The following is an 18,147-nucleotide window of genomic DNA, read 5'->3' on the forward strand; positions in this document are numbered from 1 at the left end:
CCTCGACGCGTGCTATGTCCAGGCTCTCGGTCACTGATCCGTTCTCCTTGCTGAAGTCAGAAGATTCCCAGCCGGCTTGTTTCCCAGCCTGCCAACGACACGGCGCGCTTGTACACGACACGTACGTCCCGGTTCCGACTGTGGGTACACGTCCAGGTCCAGTAGGGTAAGTGATGGATTTGAACTTGCCAAGTGATTGGAAAAGGCGTTGTATGGTCCCATCGAATCCGGCACAACGACTTCGAGTACGGGGAGACGGCCGTGCGACTGTCACCGAACAAGATAGATTTCCTGGCGGAGAAGGTGCTCGAGATGATCGAGCGCGCGCCGGAAATCCACATTCAGACCAATTCCGACCTCGTCTATCGTGTCATCGCCGACACCTTCTTCGACGACATGCGCGCCGAAGAGGACCTGGAGGCCGAGGTCGACGAGCTGCTCAAGGAACATCGCGGCGAGATCCAGGCCATGGACATGGACTACGGCGCGTTGCGGGCCAAGATGAAGCGCGAGATCGCCAAGAAGCGCGGCTTCACCCTCTGACCGGAGATGTCGGGAGACCAGGACATGAGGCTTTCCGAAGAACGCATCCAGAAGATCGCCGTCCAGATCGCCGACACGTTGCTCGACGAGGAGCACGTGGATCTGGTGATCGCAGAAGACCGTTTCACCCATCTGATCGAGAGCAAGATCACCGAGTTGTTGCGCGTCGAGGACGAGATCGACGAGGAAGCCGCCGCCTGGATTCATCTGAACAAGTCCTACCTGGAGGACGGAACTCCTGAATTCGAAGTCGAGCTCGAAAAGGTCAAGAAGAACCTGGCGGACTCCAAGGGATACGTTCTCTACTGATCCGGAAGCTCCATGCGGGTGATGCTCATCTCCCCCTATCTGCCCCACCGCCGCGTCGGTCACGGCGGCGGCGTTGCCATCCGCGACATGGTGCGCCACCTCGGACGACGGCACGAGATAACCCTGGTTTCTCTGGAACGCTCCGGCGACCGGGGCCTCGCCGCCGAGGTCGGCGCGGAACTCGGCGTGGACGTGCGCACCATTCCCTTCCTCGACGCGGGCGCACGCGGTCTGCCCCGGCTCGGGCTGTTCGCGGGGCGTGCGGCGGCTCTATGCCGCGGTTTGGCGCAGGGACATCCCTACTACGTCTCCAAGTACTGGTCGCGACGGATTTCAGCCGCCATCCTGGAAGCGGCAGCCGCCACCGATCCGGATGTTATCCACGTGCAATGCATGCAGCTCACCCTCTACCTGCGCGATCTGCGACGGCTGCGGGACGCCGGGGGTCTGACCTCGCGCCTCGTCCTCGGCAGCGACGAAGTGAGTTCGCTGCCCTGGGGCCGCAGGATGTCAGCCACACGGAATCCCCTGCTCCGCAGCATCCTGCGTCATCAGTACCGCGCCTGGCGGCATCTCCAGACCGCCGCCACCGACTGGGCCGACATCACCTTCTGCGTGACGGACCAGGACCGGGACCTGCTCCTCGCCGACGGCGGGCGCACCTGTCATACGGTGCCCCTGGGCGTGGACATCGAGTCGATCGCGCCAGCATGGGAGCCCACCGAACCGCCCAGGCTGCTGTTCGTGGGCAGTTTCGCGCACCGCCCGAACCGCACGGCCGCGGGATTTCTGGTTGACAAGGTATGGCCTATCATCTCCAAATACCGTCAGGACATGGAATTGGTGCTCGTCGGCCGGGGGGCGCGGCGTTTTTTGGCTGCGTCCGGCGGCGGGGATCGGTCCATCACCGCACTGGGCTACGTCGAGGACTTGACGGATCTGTACCGACGGTGCCGTCTCTTTGTCGCTCCCTTGACCGAGGGCGGCGGCATCAAGATCAAGATCCTCGAGGCGATGGCCCACGGCATACCGGTGGCGACGACGCCAACCGGCGCCGAGGGCATAACGGACGATGAAGAAGGGGCGATCTGGATCGGTGAAGCCGACGACGCGTTCGCCGACATGATCCTACGCATGTTGGTCGACCACGATGAGGCGACCAAGAGAGCCCATAAGGCGCGCACGGTCATCGAGGAACGGTTCGGATGGCCCGCCATCGTACGGAGGATGACCGACTTGTACTCCAGTCCGGAGAGGGGGTGATATCGATCTGATAGGTTGCACGGCCGCATGTCGGCCGCAGAGGATCGATGTGACCTGATCTTGTCTCTTCACGGAGGAGTGGACAATGTTGAAAAGAATAGCATACCTGATGTTCGCCCTGGCCCTGCTGATCGGCATGGGCGTCACCGCGAACGCCCTGGCCGGGGATACCAGCGGCAGCATGGTCTACCGCTGGCAGGGCATGAACAACATGGACCAGGACAGCGACCTGGACGATGCGCAGGGTGCCGGCCACATGCGCACCCGCGTGACCTTCGCCGGCGATGTCGACCACAACGCCTCGTACAACCTCACCGTCGAGAACTACCAGATCTTCGGCGACGCCGGACCCGACGCCAATTCGATCTACCAGGCCACCTTCACCATGAAGGATTTCCTCTTCGAGGACTTCGACGTGACCCTCGGCCGCATGCCCGTGGCCTACGGCCGCGAGCGCGTGATCGGCGTCGAGGACTGGGATCTGGCCACCAACATCCTCTTCGAGGGCCTGCGTGGACGCTACAGCTTCGAGAGCGGCTGGCTGGACTTCTTCAACTTCAAGCTCATCGAGACCTTCGGCGGCAAGTACGTGGATCCTGCCGGCGAGGGCGACACCGACATCATGGGCCTCTACCTGCACTACGACGCCAGCCCCGACTTCTACTTCGAGCCCTATGTGATTACCGCGACCACCGAGAACTGGGCCGATCCCGACATCGACAACGACAGCATGTTCATGTTCGGCGGCCTCTTCGATTACATCCACGAGGGCATCCACTTCTACGGCGAGGTGGTGGCCCAGTCCGGCACGATGTACGTCCCGGCGGAAATGGACCAGTCCGCCCTGGGTTACTACGCCGGACTGTTCTACGACTTCGAGAGCGAGGTCGAGCCGTACATCGGCTTCGAGTACAACTACGCCAGCGGCGACGATATCACGACCGCCGGCAAGGACGAGGGCTTCGGCGCGCCCTTCGGCTCGGTCAGCGACTTCCTGGGCATCATGAACGTCGTGGACTGGTGCGACGTGACCGCCCTGCGCTTCGCCGGCGGCTTCACTCCCACCGAGGGGCTCACCGCGTCCGCCGACTTCTTCCTCTTCACCCTGGCAGAGGCCGTCGGCGGCGACGACGCCATCGGCAACGAGATCGACATAATGTTCGACTACCTGCTCAACGACGACGTCGACCTGGAGGCGGGACTCGGCATGTTCTCCTACGACGAGAAGAGCACCATGTATGTGAATCCGGGCGACTCCCGGTACTTCGTCTGGGCCGGCGCCAGCCTGGACTTCTGATCTCCGTCCGAAGAAGACGGGGAGGGCCTGCGCCATCCCCGTCGCTTTTCTCGGCAAGCTAGCCCAGGTCGGGGCCACGGGATATCAGCGCCGGCGCGCCTCCCTGACGAGTTCCCGCTGCCGCCGGGTCAGACGCACGCCGCCCCCCAGCCGTTTGGCGCCGAGCGCGACCTCGGCCAGGCGCTCCACCGTTTCCAGCCGCTGGTAGGCTTCGGCGAGGCTCGAGCCGACGGTCACGACGCCGTGGTTGGCCAGCAGCAGGACATCGCGATCCTCGATCCTCCCCCGCAGGGATGCCGCCAGTTCATCGGTGCCCGGCGTGATGTACGGCAGCAGGGGCACGTCATCGCCCAGGATCAGCAAGGCCTCCGGCAACAGCGAGACCGGCAGTTCCGTCCGGGCGCAGGCGAAAGCGGTCGCACAGGCGGGATGACCGTGGCAGACGGCCGCCACATCCGTTCGCAAGCGGTAGATCTCGGCATGCATGCGCCACTCGGAACTGGGTGGCGGCGCCTGGCCGTCGGCGGCCGCGGCGTGCAAATCGAGCTCCACGAGACGGGAAGCGTCGAGTTCGCCCTTGCTGACGCCGGCCGGTGTGATGAGAAAGCGCCCTGCCGCGATACGCACCGAAAGATTGCCCTCCGTCGCGACCACGTAGCGGCGATCATACAGGAGACGCCCGATCCGGACGATCTCGTCGGCGGATCGGGCGTCGGGACCGGGTATCATCGCCTACCAGTTTGACAGAAGGTAGACGTGACTCATGACGTTCTCGAAAAACGCCAGCTCCTCGCGCACGTCGTCAGCATAAGCTCTCACCTGCAACACGTTCATGTCCGGATGGTCCTGCGCATACTGATCGTAGGTCTCCTGCCAGATCTGGTCCAGGATCTCCGTCGGGAAACCGAGAGAGCTGGTAAGCAGCATCTCGCGGCCCGGGCCTCCCGTGAACAGCGGCGCCTTGTCGTCGGAGCGGCTGAAGAAAGCGATCCGCGGATCCAGGCTGCCATCGGCCGGTATGTACCAGATATTCCGCTCGGTCAGGGTGATCGTCGGCACTCTGCGGTCCGAAACGAAAGCGATGATGGTGCCGTCGGCGGAGTACGCGGGCTCCTGGTTGCGCACCACGAAGCTGCTGCCCTCTGCGGGTGGCGAAAAAGTCAGGCGTTCCAGGTTCCTGTTCAGCTCGACCGCGCCGTTCTCGGCGTAACCCGTCGTATCGAAATCGACCGTGAAGATTTCCTGTGTGTAATAGCCCTCGTGCGCGCCCGAGAGATCCAGGGAGGCGTAGAAAACCAATTTTCTGCTGTCCGGCGACCAGGCCGGCCCGTCGCAGAGCGAAGCCTCGGTCGTCACCGGGAAGACGATACTGGTCAAGCTGCCGTAAGCGGGTACGGCACAGACCCATATACTCTGGCGCGTGGATTGATGCAACGAATCGGCGTCCGTATGCCCATAGCGGCTGAAGGCGATCCAGCGCCCGTTCGGCGAGACGCGGGGCGAGAGATGCTCCCAGAACATCCAGTTGAGCTCCAGGTCGTCGTCGGGTTCCCGGTAGATGAGCTTGGCGTCGGTGGCGTCGCCGTTCTGGAATCCGGGTCCGATCGGCGTTCTGAAGAGTCTGGCGCCGCGCGAGGTCTGCATCCAGAACACCAGATTGTCGTCATCCAGCCAGCGAGGCGTTCCCTTCTGCCAGTCCACGTTGGGTCTCATGCGCTCCTGAGTGTTTCCCGATCTGAACTGAAGATCGTTCAGATCGACTAGGGACGCGCCCTGGGAGGCCAACGAGGGCTGGGCGCCGAAGCGGGGTTCCAGGTCGATGATGGCCATCTGCCGGATGAGGGGGGGGACGTCGGGCAGGATCCCCGAAGGAGGTAGAGCCGGCCAATCCAGGGTGAACGCGACCCTGGTGCCGTCGGGCGAGAGATCGGGATCCTGGTACTTGTAGCCGCTGGATGCGGTATCCGCCGTCACCATGTTCAGATCGCCCGCGGTGTGGTTTCCGCTCATATTCAGTGTCTCTGACGTCTGCGGCCGCGTCGAGCAGCCGACGAGCGCCAGCAAGACGACCGCAAGCCCCGTCACTACCAGGGTTCGATGATCCGAGTGTCTCTTCAAAATCTCGACCTCCGGTGCGCGAGACGGACAGGCCCGTCACACAGCGAGAGCCCGCGGTCACCGCGAAGGGCGCATGGCCTGACAAATTCCGAGCTCGATTAAAATAAGGCCACTTGCCCCCCGAAATCAACCGGGAGTTCGTGCGAGGGTGCTCGTCCCGCACGAGCGGACGCGCAAGGACCTGTCACCGAAACGCCACCGTGGCACGTACCCAGGACCATACGGGGTATTTGCCGAGACGGCCAGGGGCGAACTCGGCCTGTCTCATGGCGCTGACCGCAGCCTCGCCGAGGCGGCGGTCCGGGCTGGAGGCCACCGAGACCTGCGAGACCCGGCCGGTCGGCCCTACGAGCAGATCCAGGACCACCTCGCCGGAGATCCCGTCACGAGCGGCGGCGGCGGGATATTCCGGTTCGACACCTCCGGTCTGCGCCGCGGGATGGGGATTCAAGCCCTGATAGCGGACCAGTACCGCAGTACTGGACGCGAGCGTACACTTGCCCAGACCTTGCTCGACCAGGGCGGCAGCGGCGGGCATGTCCCCTCGCGCACGCGCCGCGTCCGCGAGCAGGAAATCCACGACGCTGTCGTCGGGCCTCAGAGACGCGGCCACGCGCAACACCTTCTCGGCCCGCGCCAGCAGACGCGGGCGGTCGACGTCCCAATCACCGGTTATCGCCCCCGGCCCCTCGCGCGGCTCGATCGACGGTTCCCCCTGTCCCGCCAGCACATACAATTGGCCTAGCGTCAGCCATGCCAGGCCCTCCCCGCGCCCCTGCCCGGACAGGTAGAGCTCGAGTTCGATCACCGCATCTCCCCCCTCGCCCACGAGGAACAAGGCGTGGGCTGTGGACAGGACCTCGAGCGCGTCGCGGCAAGGCACGGCCTGGTCGGCCCCGACGCAACGGCTCAGTTCGTGCGGTCGCCAGGGGCCGTCGGGAGGAACCATCTCGCGCAGCACGACGTCGCCGCTGCCCCGACCCGGGACGGACTGTCGCGCCGCGCACCCGTCGAGCAGACAGAGAGGGGCCGGGAACAGGAACGCCGACAATGCGCACAGGCGGAGGATCCCGCTGGATCGCATCCCGCACCTCCTGGCAAGTCGATGATCAAGGGCTGTCGCTCGGGGCGCCGGCGCGAGCAGGGTCGAGCGCGATCAGCAGTTCCCAGTCGCGGTCCGCCTCGCGCGTTCGCCCCAGCCGACGCAACACTAGAATGCGGTTGTTGAGGTATCCCGCATGGCGGGGGTCGAGTTCGATGGCCCTGTCTATCAGGACGAGGGCCTCCACGTCCTTGCCGGCATCTATGCAGATCAAGGCGGCCTGTGACCAGAGATCCGGGTCGGTCGACAGTCCCGCCCCGGCGCCGAGGGACAGGGCGAGCGATACCGCATGGTCCGTCCGTCCGAGCGAGCGATCCGCCTCCAGGATAATCCTCATGTCCCGATCGCCGAGACCGTCGTGCCAGGTATGCGCCAGCAGCGCCAAGGCCCCCGGAGCCTGATCGTTTCGTAGTCGCGCCAGGGCCAGCAGCGAGCGGATCTCCTGATCGTCCGGCCGGAGCTCATGCAGGTGCTCGAGATGGGGCAGCGCACCGGTGTAGTCCTCTTGCTCCAGACACAAACGGCTCCACGCCCGGTGCACTTCCGGACAGTCGGGACAGATGGCCGCGGCCTCGGTGAAGGCCCTCTCCGCCAGGATATCCTGGCCGTAGACCATCAGGACGTTGCCGTATTCGAGCAGATAGACCCAGTTGCGGGAATCCAGCTCGCAGGCCTCGCGGTACTCGGAGAGCGCGCGCCCGGGCCTCTCCATCTCGACCATCAAGGTGGCCAGGTTGCGATGATTGACCGCCTCCGTCTGAGCCCAGAGGACGGCCTGCTCGAGATGGGTCAGCGCCTCGTCATAGCGCCCCAGCTTCTGCAGCGCCAGACCGGCCCGCTGGTGCAAGGGCCACCGCTGATGCTGGAAAAGCCGGTTGTCCGCCAGCAGCGCGATCGCCGAAGCCGCCGCATCCTGATAATGGCCCGCTGACATCAGAGAGTCGGCCGCGGCGATCGTGCGCTGAAATGCGCGCTGGGGATCGTAATCGTCCGGAGAAGGGCCTGCGAGAGCGGCGACCGCCACGAACGAGGCGATGGACATCGTGAAGATCCTGATGGTCATACCCCACCCCGGCACGCAAACCACGGGCCTCGATCACAGATCGATGCGCCACCCGGCGCACCCTCTCAGGTTAAGGGCCCCGCGACGTCCGGGCAAGGTTTCAACGTCCGCATGACCGAGTCAAGTTCTTCAATAGCCTGCTAGGCCAGGGCGGCGGCCACGTACGCGGCGGAAATGGCGACGACGACGATAACGAATATCACGAACTTGGCCGTCAGCCCCATACCGCATCGATCAGGCAAGCGCCACGATCCGCTCATCGCTTTCACCTCCGCGATCCCACATGTGCGACCGACACACGGTGCGCGTCACCACATCCGCTGCGGCCCCCACCGGAGCGGGGGCCGCGCTCGCAGTCATCCCCTGAGCCTGCGACGGAAGATCATCACCTCATTTGACCAGGGTCACCGCGCCCCGTCCCCGCAAGTCGCGCCAACCCGCCACGTACAAGTACCGGCCGCTGGGCGCCCGGTTGCCCGCATCGTCCCGGCCGTCCCAGGTCAACAGCAAGCGGTCGTTGCTGAAAACGCCGCCCGCGACCGTGCAGACGCATCGGCCCCGCATGTCGAAGACCTCGAGCGTCGCGGTCGACGCATCCCGCTGCATCCCGTCGGATATCGCCGTCATCTCGATGGTAGTCCTCGGGTTGCAGGGATTGGGAAAAGCGCTGCAGACCGGCATCATGCACGAGACGGGACGCCCTTGCATGGCTGCGGCCAGGAAACCGGAGAGACCGACGACTTCATCCGGCAGCGCCAGTCGTGCATTCTCGATGGCACCATAGACGTTGGCCGAGCCGCCGCCGAAGAGATAGCGAATGTCTTCGGCGAGGATCTCGCGCGCACGATCGGCGTGTCTCGCCCCCGGACCGTTGCGTCCGCGGTCCAGCCCACGCATGGACATGTAGGCGTCCCACAGTTCCGCTCTGGGATCGAAATACACCCAGGTCAGGACGTGACCCAATTCGTGAACCGCGACCGAGGCCACGGCGCTGTCGTCGATATCCCCGAACGACGGCGCCAGCAGGATGGCGTCGCGGCGGGCAAAGCTGCTCGACGTGAGCACCGGCGGCGCCGGCAGCAGGAAGACATCCACTTCCACGTCGATGTCCAGCGCATGTACGTCGCTCAAGGCACGGATCACCACATCCGCGGGCAGAGGTCGGAATTCGACGACATCCTGGCGGGGGAAGCGGGGATCGTCCGGCCCCCGGTACAATTCGACATCGCCGAGACCGGGATAGCGCAACAGCAGGGCGCCGTTTTCCCTGACCAGGCAGTCGGCCAGGTCGTCGCCGGAATGTACGCGAGCCGTGACGCCGTTGTCGGCCTCGATCGTCAGGCACGCAACGGCGGCAGACGTCCACGGGCCCGCGCCCAGCGTCGTCAGGATCAGCGACCAGATGAACATTCCGCGTAACGATCGACCAGGATGCGCCATCATGGACCCTCGTGGTGATCTGCCCCCCCCTCAGGGACATGGCTCGTGCGTCGAACACAGGAACCGCAGGTAACGTGCCTCGGCGCGCGAAGGGTCGCCATCTGTTCGAGATTCCGTGCCTTGATCGTCCAATTAGATGCTATACAAAAAGTTGGAGCGACGGTCGTATTGCCCGTCGACACCCCGACGCTGTGCATGCGAACACCGGGTGGGAGATACCCGTCAAGCCAGAAGGGGAAAATCGCGCAGGTGCGGAAAAGCAGGCGGCAGGGTCGGGGTCGGTTCCATCAACTCGCCCTGGACCCGAAGCGGCTGCCCAGGACCGCTCCCGAGCCGAAACAATAGACCGTCAGATGCACGGCCAGGCTGACGAGTTCGAAGAGGCGCCCGAAGGGCTTGAATCCGGCCAGGCCACCGAAGAGCGTGCCCAGAATGCCGGGCAGGAGGATGATCAGCAGACCGACCAGCAGGGTCCACCACGCCGCCCTGTCACCCGAACAGAAGCGTTGACAGAGGCGCGCTCCGAGCACCCGGGCGACCACGCCGATCGAGATGATGCCCAGCAGGAGATAGGCGATCCCGAGCAGTGCGGCTACCGGTATGCCGATCACGGTCAGGATCAACAAGGCCAGCGCCAGCAGTAGCAGCATGTGCCCGATGGTCGCCCAGAGCAGGCCCGCGGCGAAGGAGCGGCCGGCGGTCCGGGTCAGATAGCGCTCGGTGGCGTCCAGCCTGCCGTGCGGCAGCAAGGCGAAAACGAGCAGGATGAGCAGACCGAGCACCAGCAGCCCGCTCAACTTGATGATCACTCCGGTGAAACCGTAGGCCAGATCGGGCAGACCGACGATATCTCCCGCGAGGCCCTCCCCGCCTATGGACACGACCGTGCCGCCCACCGTGGCGTCGTCGTGTCGACGGAGCGATCCGAAAAGGGATACGACGTCGCCGTGAACGTGCGCGTCCTCGCCAAGGTTCAACGCGCCACCGATGACCACGACGTTGTCATCGACCGTGCCCATGATCGTCGCATCGCCCAGCAGGACGACCACGCTGCCGGCGACGCGCTCTCCGGCCGCCACCACCACATCATCGCCGGTACTGAAGATCTCGTCGCCGATGATCTTGAGCTTCGGTTCGCAGTGCTCATCCTCGTCCAGGATGTCGATACGCCACGATTCGGCCGTCCGCTGGAAATCCTGCAGCCCTCGCTCGATGTCCAGCGTATCCGGCAGTTCGGACAGGATGGTGGCCGTGATGGCGCTGAGTCCCTGGCTGACCCGCTCGCCCCAGTTCGCGGGTATGTCGATGCGCAACTCCCCGTCCGGGCTGGAGAACTTGAGCATCTCGTCATCGATGGTGATGTCGATGTCGCGCAGCTGCTCCTCGAGTTCCTGGAAGACCTGGCCCAGGTCCTCAATGGCTTCGGTGAACTCTTCCTCGTGCTGGATGGAGAGGGAGTCCCTGAGCTCGCCGATGCGGAGCAGCCGTCGTTCGATGGAGTGTCGCAGGGAGTCTCCACGAGAGGAGGCGGTTTCGTCGGCGGCAGAGGCCGGGGCCGCGAGCGACAGAAGCGCCGACAGCAGCAAAAGGAGGCCCAGCGTGGAGGTCGAGCCCACACGCCGGTGGCGGAACGGGGTCCGCCGGCTAGCGAGTTGAAGGATGATGCATGACACCGGCATAAATCCTCCGGGACGCGCTCTGAAGAAGCACCAGTGCTTCCGGCAGGGCACCGGCGACCATCAGGATCGCCCAGCCTCCGGAAAGTGCATCGGTCGCCAGACCGACGGCCGTCAGGACGGTTATCAATCCGCCCACGGCTCGAGTGCCCCTCGCACGGACGAAGGCGGGCAAGGCCTCCTCGTCCAGGATGACCGGCATGCGTTCGCGTCGAAGGGGTTCCATGGCCCGATAGGCCGCATAGGGCACCGACTCCAGGATGCGCGCGTCGAAATCCTCCGGCGGCTGCACGGGCGGCAAGCCGCCCAGCAGGCCGTTGAGACGCTGCATCTCCTCTAGGTCCTTGCCGCAGCTGTCGCATTCGCGGATGTGCAGGAACAGCGACATCGATTCCTTGCGCGGCAAGTCGCCGTCCAGGTAGTCCTGCAGGCGGGTGCGTATCTCGGTACAGCTCGGTGCGTTCATCGACTTCGTCTCTTTCATGTTGCTTTCCCTCCAGGGTCTCCTTCCCTCGGAACGGAGGCAGGACGGGTCGGGTCCTCTAACGGGTGGCGCCGGTCATGCCGACGGCGCCATGCTGACCACCCCTTCCCGCTTCCCTACGAGCGCTGCGACCGGAGGTTGCACGTCGTTTCGACCTTTTTCGTCCTGGATCATATCTCATATGATCGGACTTTCAACATCTGCTGTACCATGGCCCTGGCACGATGGATACGGGCCTTGACCGTTCCCAGCGGCAGATCAAGCACGGTCGCGATTTCCTCGTAGGAGAACTCCTGGTCGTGTCGCAGCAGGATGATCGCCTTGTAATGGGGAGGCAGGTCCGCGATGACTTCTTCCAGCTTGTCCATGGCCTGACGTTGCTCCAGCACGCGATCGGGCTGGGCCGCCTTGTCGGGCACCGGGATCTCGACCTCGTCGCCATCGGGCGAGGTATATCCTTCCAGGGACAGGAAACGCAGGCGGTTGCGCCTGAGGTGGTCTATGCAGTGGTTCGTGGCGATGCGGAAGATCCAACTCGAAAAGGCGAAGCTCTCGTCGTACCTGTCCAGCAGCGAGAACACCTTGATGAACACTTCCTGGGCCAGATCGCGGGCGTCCTCGGCACTCCGGGTCATGCGATAACACAGGCCGTAGATGGCGCTCCGGTAACGGGTCAGAAGCTCCTGGAACGCCCCCTCTTCACCGCGTTTGCAGCGTTTGATGAGTTTCAGGTCCTGCTTGCGGTCGAACATCGGATCCTCTCCGGGCGACGGCCGGGATCAAGCTGTCATCCAGTCGTCGGTTCCGGCGAAGATAGGCTCGCGACACGCTGCCGGTCAACAAACGTCCTGTCAACGCACGAGCGTGGCCGGGCGCGAGTAGCGCAAGCCGGCGACCTCGAGCGTAAAGTGGTACACACCCGACGGTAACATCCTGCCGCGAGAATCGCGGCCGTCCCATCTCACACGGGTGAGTCCGGCAGGACACATCTCCCCGTCCAGCAACCGGCGCACTTCGCGGCCGCGCGCGTCGGCGACGGTCAACCGTGCCGGCGCCGGATCGCGCAGTTCGAAGGAGAAGGTCGTCGACGGATTGAAGGGGTTGGGCCGGTTGGGCAGCAGACGGGCCGCGGCGGGAGGTCCGGACACGTCCGTGGTCTGCCGGAGGATGGGAAACCCGTACCAGTGCCCTGGGGCCGTACGGGGCATCCCCTCGCTGCGCCCCGCCAGATCGGCCGCCAGGACGTAATATTCCACGGTCGTGTCGAACAGGGGCGCGGGTATGACACCCTTGTAGAGGTCATCGCCGAGGGCGGTCATCTCCACCGTGGTCCAGCCCTCGCCCGCGAAGCGGTAGACCAGACGCACGAAGTCGAGGCCGGCCTCGCTGCGATCGTCGACGAAGGAGGTTACGGCCACCGGTCCTTCCGACGCCTCGCGTATCGGCACGTGGCCAACCCGCAGCATTCCCCGATCGTAGACGCCCTTGGCACGACAGTGGAGGGCGTCGTCGGACAGGAAGCCGCTGTAGTAGTACCCCTCGACCTGGTAGCCCGGCGCCGCCGCCTGGTAGGCGGCGATGGCGGCCTGGTCGTACGCCGCATTCCCGAAGAACGGCACGTAGATCCTGTCGTTGAGGAAGAGGCTGTTGGTATACGAGGCGGGATCGCCACCGCCTATGTCGTAGCAGTAGACGCGGGACACCTGGTAATTGCGCCCGGTCGAAGCCGTCAGCGACGCCAGCAGGACGGCCCGTTGCTCCAGCTCGTCGTAGGTGTGGTGCGCTGCCCAGACCTCCTTGAGCAGGATCGTCTCCTCGTCCAGAAATTTGGCCCAGGTGTCGATGTGATGGATCCCGCCGGATTCGATGTATTCGAGCGTGTAGTACGTCGAGATGCCGTAGTAGTCCGACATGAGTTGGTCGACCTCGGCTGCGGACATGCCGTTTTCCGACCAGGCCTCGTCGATCACCAGATCGGTGGACATGCCCACGCCGGCGCCGTCGGTCATGTAGTTGCCGCCGGTGTGGTACATGTCGTGACTGATGACCGGCAGCCCTTGCTGCTGGGCGAAGTAGATCGGGATGAGATTGTCGTTCGGGCGCCACGGTCGGTTGTAGGTGTGGTCGATGATCGTCAAGGTGCCGGTGCCGTCGAAGACATACCAGGGGCCGTAGTCGCGGGTCCAGATCGAGTCGTTTGCCCGGACCAGGAACTCGACCCTGGCCATGTCCACACCGTTGGCGGCGAGGTTGCTCTGCGCGGCGGACTGGTAGCCGCTGGAGACCACCACATGCAGCGTGACGTCGTCGTCCAGGTCGGTGAGCAGGTCGTAGGGCAGGCCCAGCGGATAGCGGATCAGCACGCCGGTGGCCGGTTCCCATTCGGCGACGTTGCGCACGGGCGCCACGGGTGGCGCGTCGGCCTTGGCGCCTCGGGTCGGCATGAGGTGCTCCCGACCGCGCCAGAATTCGCGCTCGGCCGCCGTCTCGTCTCGGGGCAGAAGATCTTCGAGATCATCCACGTCGCGTTGCGGCACGGGGCCGGGCGCCGCCAGAACGCCGACGGCGAGCAGCGATGACAGACAAAGCACTGACAGACAGCGGCTGAGCATGGGACGGTCCCTTTCGTGTGCCGTAAAAAGTCGCGGGGCGGGGTTGAACTGCTTCGCTGATTATAGCACATGACCCCTGCGGGCGTAAGCCTTGACACCTCCAGTGCGCATGACTAGACTCCCCGCGGTGCGGAGTGAACTCCATTCCATCCGGAAAGAAAGAGGCTCAGGCATGACCAACATAGAATCCATCCAGGCGCGTCAGATCCTGGACTCGCGCGGCAATCCCACCATCGAGGTCGAAGTCTTTCTGGACGGCGGCGTGGTCGGCCGCGCGGCCGTGCCCAGCGGAGCGTCGACCGGCGAGCACGAGGCCATCGAGCTGCGCGACGGAGACAAGGGACACTACCTGGGGAAGGGCGTACTGAAGGCCGTCCAGAACGTCCAGGAGATCATTGAGCCGGAGCTGCTCGACATCGACGTCACCGACCAGGTGCTGATCGACCGCATCCTCTGCGAACTCGACGGCACTCCCAACAAGGAGAAGCTGGGTGCGAACGCCATCCTGGGCGTCTCGCTGGCCGTGGCCCACGCGGCGTCCAACGCCATCGGCCTGCCCCTGTACCAGTACATCGGCGGCGTCGCCGCCCGCACCCTGCCCGTGCCCATGATGAACATCCTCAACGGCGGCTCGCACGCCGACAACAACGTGGACATCCAGGAGTTCATGATCATGCCCACCGGCGCTGAGTCGTTCACCGAGGCGCTGCAGATGGGCGCCGAGGTGTTCCACACCCTCAAGAAGGTGCTGAGCGAAAAGGGCCTGTCCACGGGCGTCGGCGACGAGGGTGGTTTCGCGCCGAACCTGGGCAGCAACCGCGAAGCGCTGGACATGATCATGACCGCCATCGACAGGGCCGGCTACAAGGCCGGCGAGGACATCTCCCTGGCCCTCGACGCCGCCGCCAGCGAGTTCTTCAAGGACGGGGCCTACCACCTGGACGCCGAAGGCGACGGTCCCTGGGACGCAGGCCGCCTGATCGCCTTCTACGCGGAACTCGTGAACAGCTACCCGATAGTCTCGATCGAGGACGGCCTCGACGAGAACGACTGGACCGGTTGGGGCAGGCTGAACGAAGCCCTGGGCGGGCGGATCCAGATCGTGGGCGACGACATCTTCGTGACCAATCCCGAGCGCCTGCGCCGCGGTATCGACGAGGACTGCGCCAACAGCATCCTGATCAAGTTGAACCAGATCGGCTCGTTGACCGAGACGCTCGAGACCATCGAGATCGCCAAACGCGCCGGCTACACCAACGTGATCAGCCACCGCAGCGGCGAGACCGAGGACGTCACGATCGCCAACCTGGCGGTGGCCACAAACGCCGGCCAGATCAAGACGGGCTCCTTGTGCCGCAGCGAGCGTATCGCCAAATACAACGAGCTGCTGCGCATCGAGGAGGAGCTGGGCGACCTCGCGGTCTACCCCGGACGGGGCTGTTTCTACAATCTGAGCTGACCACTGCGGGACGCCGCACCCGGCACGACCATGGGATTCAGGGAGGAACTCATGGCACCCGACCATCGCAAGAGACGGAACACCTCGACGGCCGGCCCTTACCTGCGGGGCGGCCCGCCGGCGCGCCGGCGGATTCGCAGACCCGTGCTCTGGCTCGGCGGCGCCGCGGTGGTCGTGTTGTTGGTGGTGGCCCTGCTGGGTGAAAACGGCATGCGAACGTATCTCGGGCTGCGCGCCGAACGGGTCCGGCTCGAGGAGGACGTGCAGAGGCTGCGCACGCAGCGCGAGGACCTCGAAGCGGGACTGACCGCACTCGACGAGCAGACCGGCGATCCCGAGGCGCTGGAGCGCGTGGCCCGCGAGCGCTACCGCATGCGCAAGCCCGGCGAGACCGTCATCGAGGTGGTCGGCGAGGATGAGCTGACCACCGAAACCGCACACGACGAATGAACCTCCCATGCCACCAACTTGACAGGCGGCGGCTCCGCCTCTTATATTGGCCCCCGCTTCCTCAGGGGAGCGACATATCAGACACGGTTGCGGGGTGGAGCAGTCTGGTAGCTCGTTGGGCTCATAACCCAAAGGTCACAGGTTCAAATCCTGTCCCCGCTACCAAATAGAAACGACCCCCGGTCGCGAGACCGGGGGTCGTCTTGTCGAGGGACAGGTCGGGCCCGTACCGCGGCATGTATAGTGGAGAGTGCCGCCCGTATCATCCAGGCCGGGCACATCATCCGGAGAACCTGAAGAAAGCCAGGCTGAGCGCGCCGAGCAGGGCTATGCCACCCAGGGTGATGACCCCGCCGATCAGGATCATCTTCATGCGCGCTCTCTCGCGGGCGTCGTGCAGCATCCGCAACTCGGCGTCCGGCGAGAGACGATAGGCCGGCATCGCACCGGTCAACCGATCGCTCTCCCGCAGCCGCGCGGCGAAATCACGGTCCGCCGCGAGATAGGCGTCCACCATCCGGCGGCTGTCCGTGCTGGCCTCCCCGCAGCGGTACAGGGGCCAGAGGTCGCTCACGATATCACGTGTCACTTCGAGCACCATGATCCACTCCTTCGCATTCGAGTGCGCGCGCCAGCCGGAGACGGGCGCGATGTACCCTGACCTTGGCGGCGCCCGCCGTGGTGCCGAGGGCTGCGGCGACGTCCTCGTAGGACAGCTCATGATCCACGCGCAGCAACAGTGCGGACCTCTCCCCCTCTGAAAGGTCCTGCAGGGCCCGCATCACCTTGGCCAGGCGCGCTCGATCGTCGAGCAGCATGTCGGGATCCAGTCCACCGGCGGGGATCTCGTCCCGGAGCGGGACCTCGCGCTTCCGGCGGCGCAAACCGGACAGATAGGTGTTGCGGGCGATCGCCAGCAGGTAGGCCAGGGCGGTCACCGTCTCGATCCTGGGAGAACCGGCGACCAGATGGACGAACGTCTCCGAGACGAGGTCCTCGGCCGCGCTGCGCTCGCCGCAGAGGCCGAGGGCGAAGCGGTACACGGCCGGTGCGTGCTTGCGGTACATAGATTCGAGCTGATCCATGGGGGCCTCCTGACATGAATACTCCCGGAAGGCCCACCGGTTACAAGGAAAGCCCGCTGCCGACGTCCGTGAGCCTGATGACGGGAGGCCGCTGCGGGAGATGGAGCACAGGCTTCTGATGCCGGGCGGGTGAACGGGCGTCCCGCGGGCACGCGAGCGGTGCAGACAGAGACGGCATGCGGTAGCTTGTGCCGACACCGCCCAGAGGACCGATGCCATCGAACCGGGAGGGGGTGACATGTCGAAACATAGTCTGATCGCGATTCTCGCATTCGCATTCGCCGCGGCCGGCGCCGCTGGCGCCGCCGAACCGGTCGACTGGACCGGGTGGTACGCCAGCGCCTACGGCGGCTACATATCCGGCGAGGTCAGTTCGAACGATCCGGCGCACGAACAGAGCACCGGCGACTACGACGACGACGGCTACACTGCCGGCCTCACTGGCGGCTACCGCAGCCAGAACGAGAACGGATGGGTGTACGGCGTCGAGCTGGACGTGCTGCTGTACATGGAGAAGGGGACCGCTGTCGACAAGGTGGGGTTCCCGGACCTCGTGGCCTACGAGGCGAACTACAGGTGGGCCGTGCTCGCCGGCGCCCGCGCGGGTCGCGCCCTCGGCAAGGCGCTGCCCTACCTCTACGGCCTGGTCGGCTTCGCCAACGTGGACGGAAAGACATACAACGTGGACGAGGCGGACCAGTACGCCCCCGGCTTCGTGCAGAGCGCGGCCGCGACGCACCTGGTCTGGCAGCTCGGCGGCGGGATCGACTATCTGGTGAACGAAACGGTCTTCGTCGGCGCGCGGGCCGCGGTCTTCGTCGCCGGCCGGGCCGATCACACGATGCCCTGGAACGAACCGGGACCCAACGAGTTCGGCTACGATTCGGTCATCGTGCAGGTGAATGCCGGACGGCGTTTCTGAGCCTGAGATCCTGACATCACCGGAATTCCCGCGACGCCGGGCGGCGGATCGTCCCCCGAAAATTCCCCTTGCATCCCCCGTCGATCTCGATTATCGTACGTTTATCAAATTTTTCTTCGCCCCGAGAGGTGAATCATGGCAAAGTCCTCCCGCACAAGAGGTTCCGGCGGCCGGGACCCCCGCAGCGACCACGGCGGCTCCCGCCCCGGCGCCGGCCGTCCCCGCGGCAGCGGCCCCTACGGCGAGCCGACCCGTCCGGTGCGCATCCCCGAGAGCCTGGTGGTGCCCATCCGCGAACTGCTCGAGCGACGCCTGGAGGCGGCG

The 18,147-nt window shown here is 65.1% G+C and carries 19 protein-coding genes and 1 tRNA gene; 9 read left to right on the forward strand and 11 right to left on the reverse strand.

The features are described 5' to 3' along the window. Positions 1 to 261 precede the first annotated feature (261 nt). From KJ554_01675 to KJ554_01690, 4 genes are all read left to right on the forward strand, one after another. Positions 262 to 543, forward strand: coding sequence for a DUF507 family protein (locus KJ554_01675; protein ID MBU0741043.1), 282 nt, complete (start codon positions 262 to 264; stop codon positions 541 to 543). A gap of 24 nt (positions 544 to 567) precedes the next feature. After that, positions 568 to 852 (forward strand): DUF507 family protein, encoded by a 285-nt coding sequence (locus KJ554_01680; GenBank protein MBU0741044.1) that lies wholly within the window; start codon positions 568 to 570, stop codon positions 850 to 852. Between the two features lie 12 nt (positions 853 to 864). Continuing rightward, positions 865 to 2,115, forward strand: coding sequence for a glycosyltransferase family 4 protein (locus KJ554_01685; protein ID MBU0741045.1), 1,251 nt, complete (start codon positions 865 to 867; stop codon positions 2,113 to 2,115). Between the two features lie 88 nt (positions 2,116 to 2,203). Beyond that, entirely contained in the window at positions 2,204 to 3,412 is a 1,209-nt protein-coding gene (locus KJ554_01690) for an alginate export family protein (protein ID MBU0741046.1), read from the forward strand. A gap of 84 nt (positions 3,413 to 3,496) precedes the next feature. On the opposite strand, the gene KJ554_01695 is transcribed toward KJ554_01690, so the two are convergent. The 9 genes from KJ554_01695 to KJ554_01735 all read right to left on the reverse strand — a co-directional run bounded on the left by KJ554_01695 (position 3,497) and on the right by KJ554_01735 (position 13,907). Further along, entirely contained in the window at positions 3,497 to 4,141 is a 645-nt protein-coding gene (locus KJ554_01695) for a class II aldolase/adducin family protein (GenBank protein ID MBU0741047.1), read from the reverse strand. A gap of 3 nt (positions 4,142 to 4,144) precedes the next feature. Next, positions 4,145 to 5,422, reverse strand: coding sequence for a hypothetical protein (locus tag KJ554_01700; protein MBU0741048.1), 1,278 nt, complete (start codon positions 5,420 to 5,422; stop codon positions 4,145 to 4,147). Between the two features lie 292 nt (positions 5,423 to 5,714). Continuing rightward, positions 5,715 to 6,614: an energy transducer TonB gene (locus KJ554_01705; protein MBU0741049.1), complete on the reverse strand. Its 900-nt coding sequence runs from the start codon at positions 6,612 to 6,614 to the stop codon at positions 5,715 to 5,717. 25 nt (positions 6,615 to 6,639) lie between these two features. Continuing rightward, on the reverse strand, positions 6,640 to 7,695 hold the full coding sequence (locus KJ554_01710) for a hypothetical protein (GenBank protein MBU0741050.1): 1,056 nt from the start codon (positions 7,693 to 7,695) through the stop codon (positions 6,640 to 6,642). Positions 7,696 to 8,085: 390 nt separating this feature from the next. Further along, entirely contained in the window at positions 8,086 to 9,105 is a 1,020-nt protein-coding gene (locus tag KJ554_01715; GenBank protein MBU0741051.1) for a hypothetical protein, read from the reverse strand. A 317-nt stretch (positions 9,106 to 9,422) separates the two neighbouring features. After that, positions 9,423 to 10,808 carry a polymer-forming cytoskeletal protein gene (locus KJ554_01720; protein ID MBU0741052.1) on the reverse strand — a complete coding sequence of 462 codons (1,386 nt, stop codon included), beginning with the start codon at positions 10,806 to 10,808 and terminating at the stop codon, positions 9,423 to 9,425. Beyond that, entirely contained in the window at positions 10,780 to 11,295 is a 516-nt protein-coding gene (locus tag KJ554_01725; GenBank protein ID MBU0741053.1) for a zf-HC2 domain-containing protein, read from the reverse strand. Before KJ554_01725 ends, KJ554_01720 begins: the two co-directional genes overlap by 29 nt. 170 nt (positions 11,296 to 11,465) lie before the next feature. Continuing rightward, a complete protein-coding gene (locus KJ554_01730; protein ID MBU0741054.1) occupies positions 11,466 to 12,047 on the reverse strand; it encodes a sigma-70 family RNA polymerase sigma factor in 582 nt (193 codons plus the stop codon). A gap of 99 nt (positions 12,048 to 12,146) precedes the next feature. Then, positions 12,147 to 13,907 carry an agmatine deiminase family protein gene (locus KJ554_01735; protein MBU0741055.1) on the reverse strand — a complete coding sequence of 587 codons (1,761 nt, stop codon included), beginning with the start codon at positions 13,905 to 13,907 and terminating at the stop codon, positions 12,147 to 12,149. A gap of 172 nt (positions 13,908 to 14,079) precedes the next feature. Between KJ554_01735 and eno the strand changes: the two genes are divergently transcribed. The 3 genes from eno (at position 14,080) to KJ554_01750 (ending at position 15,981) form a co-directional block, all read left to right on the forward strand. Then, positions 14,080 to 15,366 (forward strand): phosphopyruvate hydratase, encoded by a 1,287-nt coding sequence (eno, locus tag KJ554_01740; protein ID MBU0741056.1) that lies wholly within the window; start codon positions 14,080 to 14,082, stop codon positions 15,364 to 15,366. Between the two features lie 51 nt (positions 15,367 to 15,417). Beyond that, positions 15,418 to 15,816 carry a septum formation initiator family protein gene (locus tag KJ554_01745; protein MBU0741057.1) on the forward strand — a complete coding sequence of 133 codons (399 nt, stop codon included), beginning with the start codon at positions 15,418 to 15,420 and terminating at the stop codon, positions 15,814 to 15,816. 88 nt (positions 15,817 to 15,904) lie between these two features. Further along, positions 15,905 to 15,981: transfer RNA gene (locus KJ554_01750), tRNA-Met, on the forward strand. Between the two features lie 115 nt (positions 15,982 to 16,096). Here KJ554_01750 and KJ554_01755 read toward each other — a convergent pair. Further along, positions 16,097 to 16,417 carry a hypothetical protein gene (locus KJ554_01755; GenBank protein ID MBU0741058.1) on the reverse strand — a complete coding sequence of 107 codons (321 nt, stop codon included), beginning with the start codon at positions 16,415 to 16,417 and terminating at the stop codon, positions 16,097 to 16,099. After that, a complete protein-coding gene (locus KJ554_01760; protein MBU0741059.1) occupies positions 16,395 to 16,901 on the reverse strand; it encodes an RNA polymerase sigma factor in 507 nt (168 codons plus the stop codon). Before KJ554_01760 ends, KJ554_01755 begins: the two co-directional genes overlap by 23 nt. Before the next feature lie 238 nt (positions 16,902 to 17,139). On the opposite strand from KJ554_01760, the gene KJ554_01765 reads away from it, so the two are divergent. Together KJ554_01765 and KJ554_01770 are read left to right on the forward strand one after the other, a co-directional pair. After that, on the forward strand, positions 17,140 to 17,823 hold the full coding sequence (locus KJ554_01765; GenBank protein ID MBU0741060.1) for an autotransporter domain-containing protein: 684 nt from the start codon (positions 17,140 to 17,142) through the stop codon (positions 17,821 to 17,823). 135 nt (positions 17,824 to 17,958) lie between these two features. After that, positions 17,959 to 18,147: hypothetical protein (locus KJ554_01770; protein ID MBU0741061.1), on the forward strand; the 189-nt coding region annotated here is incomplete at its 3' end.

The organism is bacterium (genome assembly GCA_018814885.1).
Lineage (GTDB): Bacteria > Krumholzibacteriota > Krumholzibacteriia > LZORAL124-64-63 > LZORAL124-64-63 > JAHIYU01.

Bases quoted from the DNA above. Each gene is read 5' to 3' on its own strand.
- KJ554_01710 (MBU0741050.1), bottom strand. From the start codon at position 7,695: ATGACCATCAGGATCTTCACGATGTCCATCGCCTCGTTCGTGGCGGTC.
- KJ554_01725 (MBU0741053.1), bottom strand. From the start codon at position 11,295: ATGAAAGAGACGAAGTCGATGAACGCACCGAGCTGTACCGAGATACGC.
- eno (MBU0741056.1), top strand. From the start codon at position 14,080: ATGACCAACATAGAATCCATCCAGGCGCGTCAGATCCTGGACTCGCGC.
- KJ554_01705 (MBU0741049.1), bottom strand. From the start codon at position 6,614: ATGCGATCCAGCGGGATCCTCCGCCTGTGCGCATTGTCGGCGTTCCTG.
- KJ554_01685 (MBU0741045.1), top strand. From the start codon at position 865: ATGCGGGTGATGCTCATCTCCCCCTATCTGCCCCACCGCCGCGTCGGT.
- KJ554_01755 (MBU0741058.1), bottom strand. From the start codon at position 16,417: ATGGTGCTCGAAGTGACACGTGATATCGTGAGCGACCTCTGGCCCCTG.
- KJ554_01730 (MBU0741054.1), bottom strand. From the start codon at position 12,047: ATGTTCGACCGCAAGCAGGACCTGAAACTCATCAAACGCTGCAAACGC.
- KJ554_01745 (MBU0741057.1), top strand. From the start codon at position 15,418: ATGGCACCCGACCATCGCAAGAGACGGAACACCTCGACGGCCGGCCCT.
- KJ554_01765 (MBU0741060.1), top strand. From the start codon at position 17,140: ATGTCGAAACATAGTCTGATCGCGATTCTCGCATTCGCATTCGCCGCG.
- KJ554_01715 (MBU0741051.1), bottom strand. From the start codon at position 9,105: ATGTTCATCTGGTCGCTGATCCTGACGACGCTGGGCGCGGGCCCGTGG.
- KJ554_01760 (MBU0741059.1), bottom strand. From the start codon at position 16,901: ATGGATCAGCTCGAATCTATGTACCGCAAGCACGCACCGGCCGTGTAC.
- KJ554_01695 (MBU0741047.1), bottom strand. From the start codon at position 4,141: ATGATACCCGGTCCCGACGCCCGATCCGCCGACGAGATCGTCCGGATC.
- KJ554_01735 (MBU0741055.1), bottom strand. From the start codon at position 13,907: ATGCTCAGCCGCTGTCTGTCAGTGCTTTGTCTGTCATCGCTGCTCGCC.
- KJ554_01680 (MBU0741044.1), top strand. From the start codon at position 568: ATGAGGCTTTCCGAAGAACGCATCCAGAAGATCGCCGTCCAGATCGCC.
- KJ554_01700 (MBU0741048.1), bottom strand. From the start codon at position 5,422: ATGAGCGGAAACCACACCGCGGGCGATCTGAACATGGTGACGGCGGAT.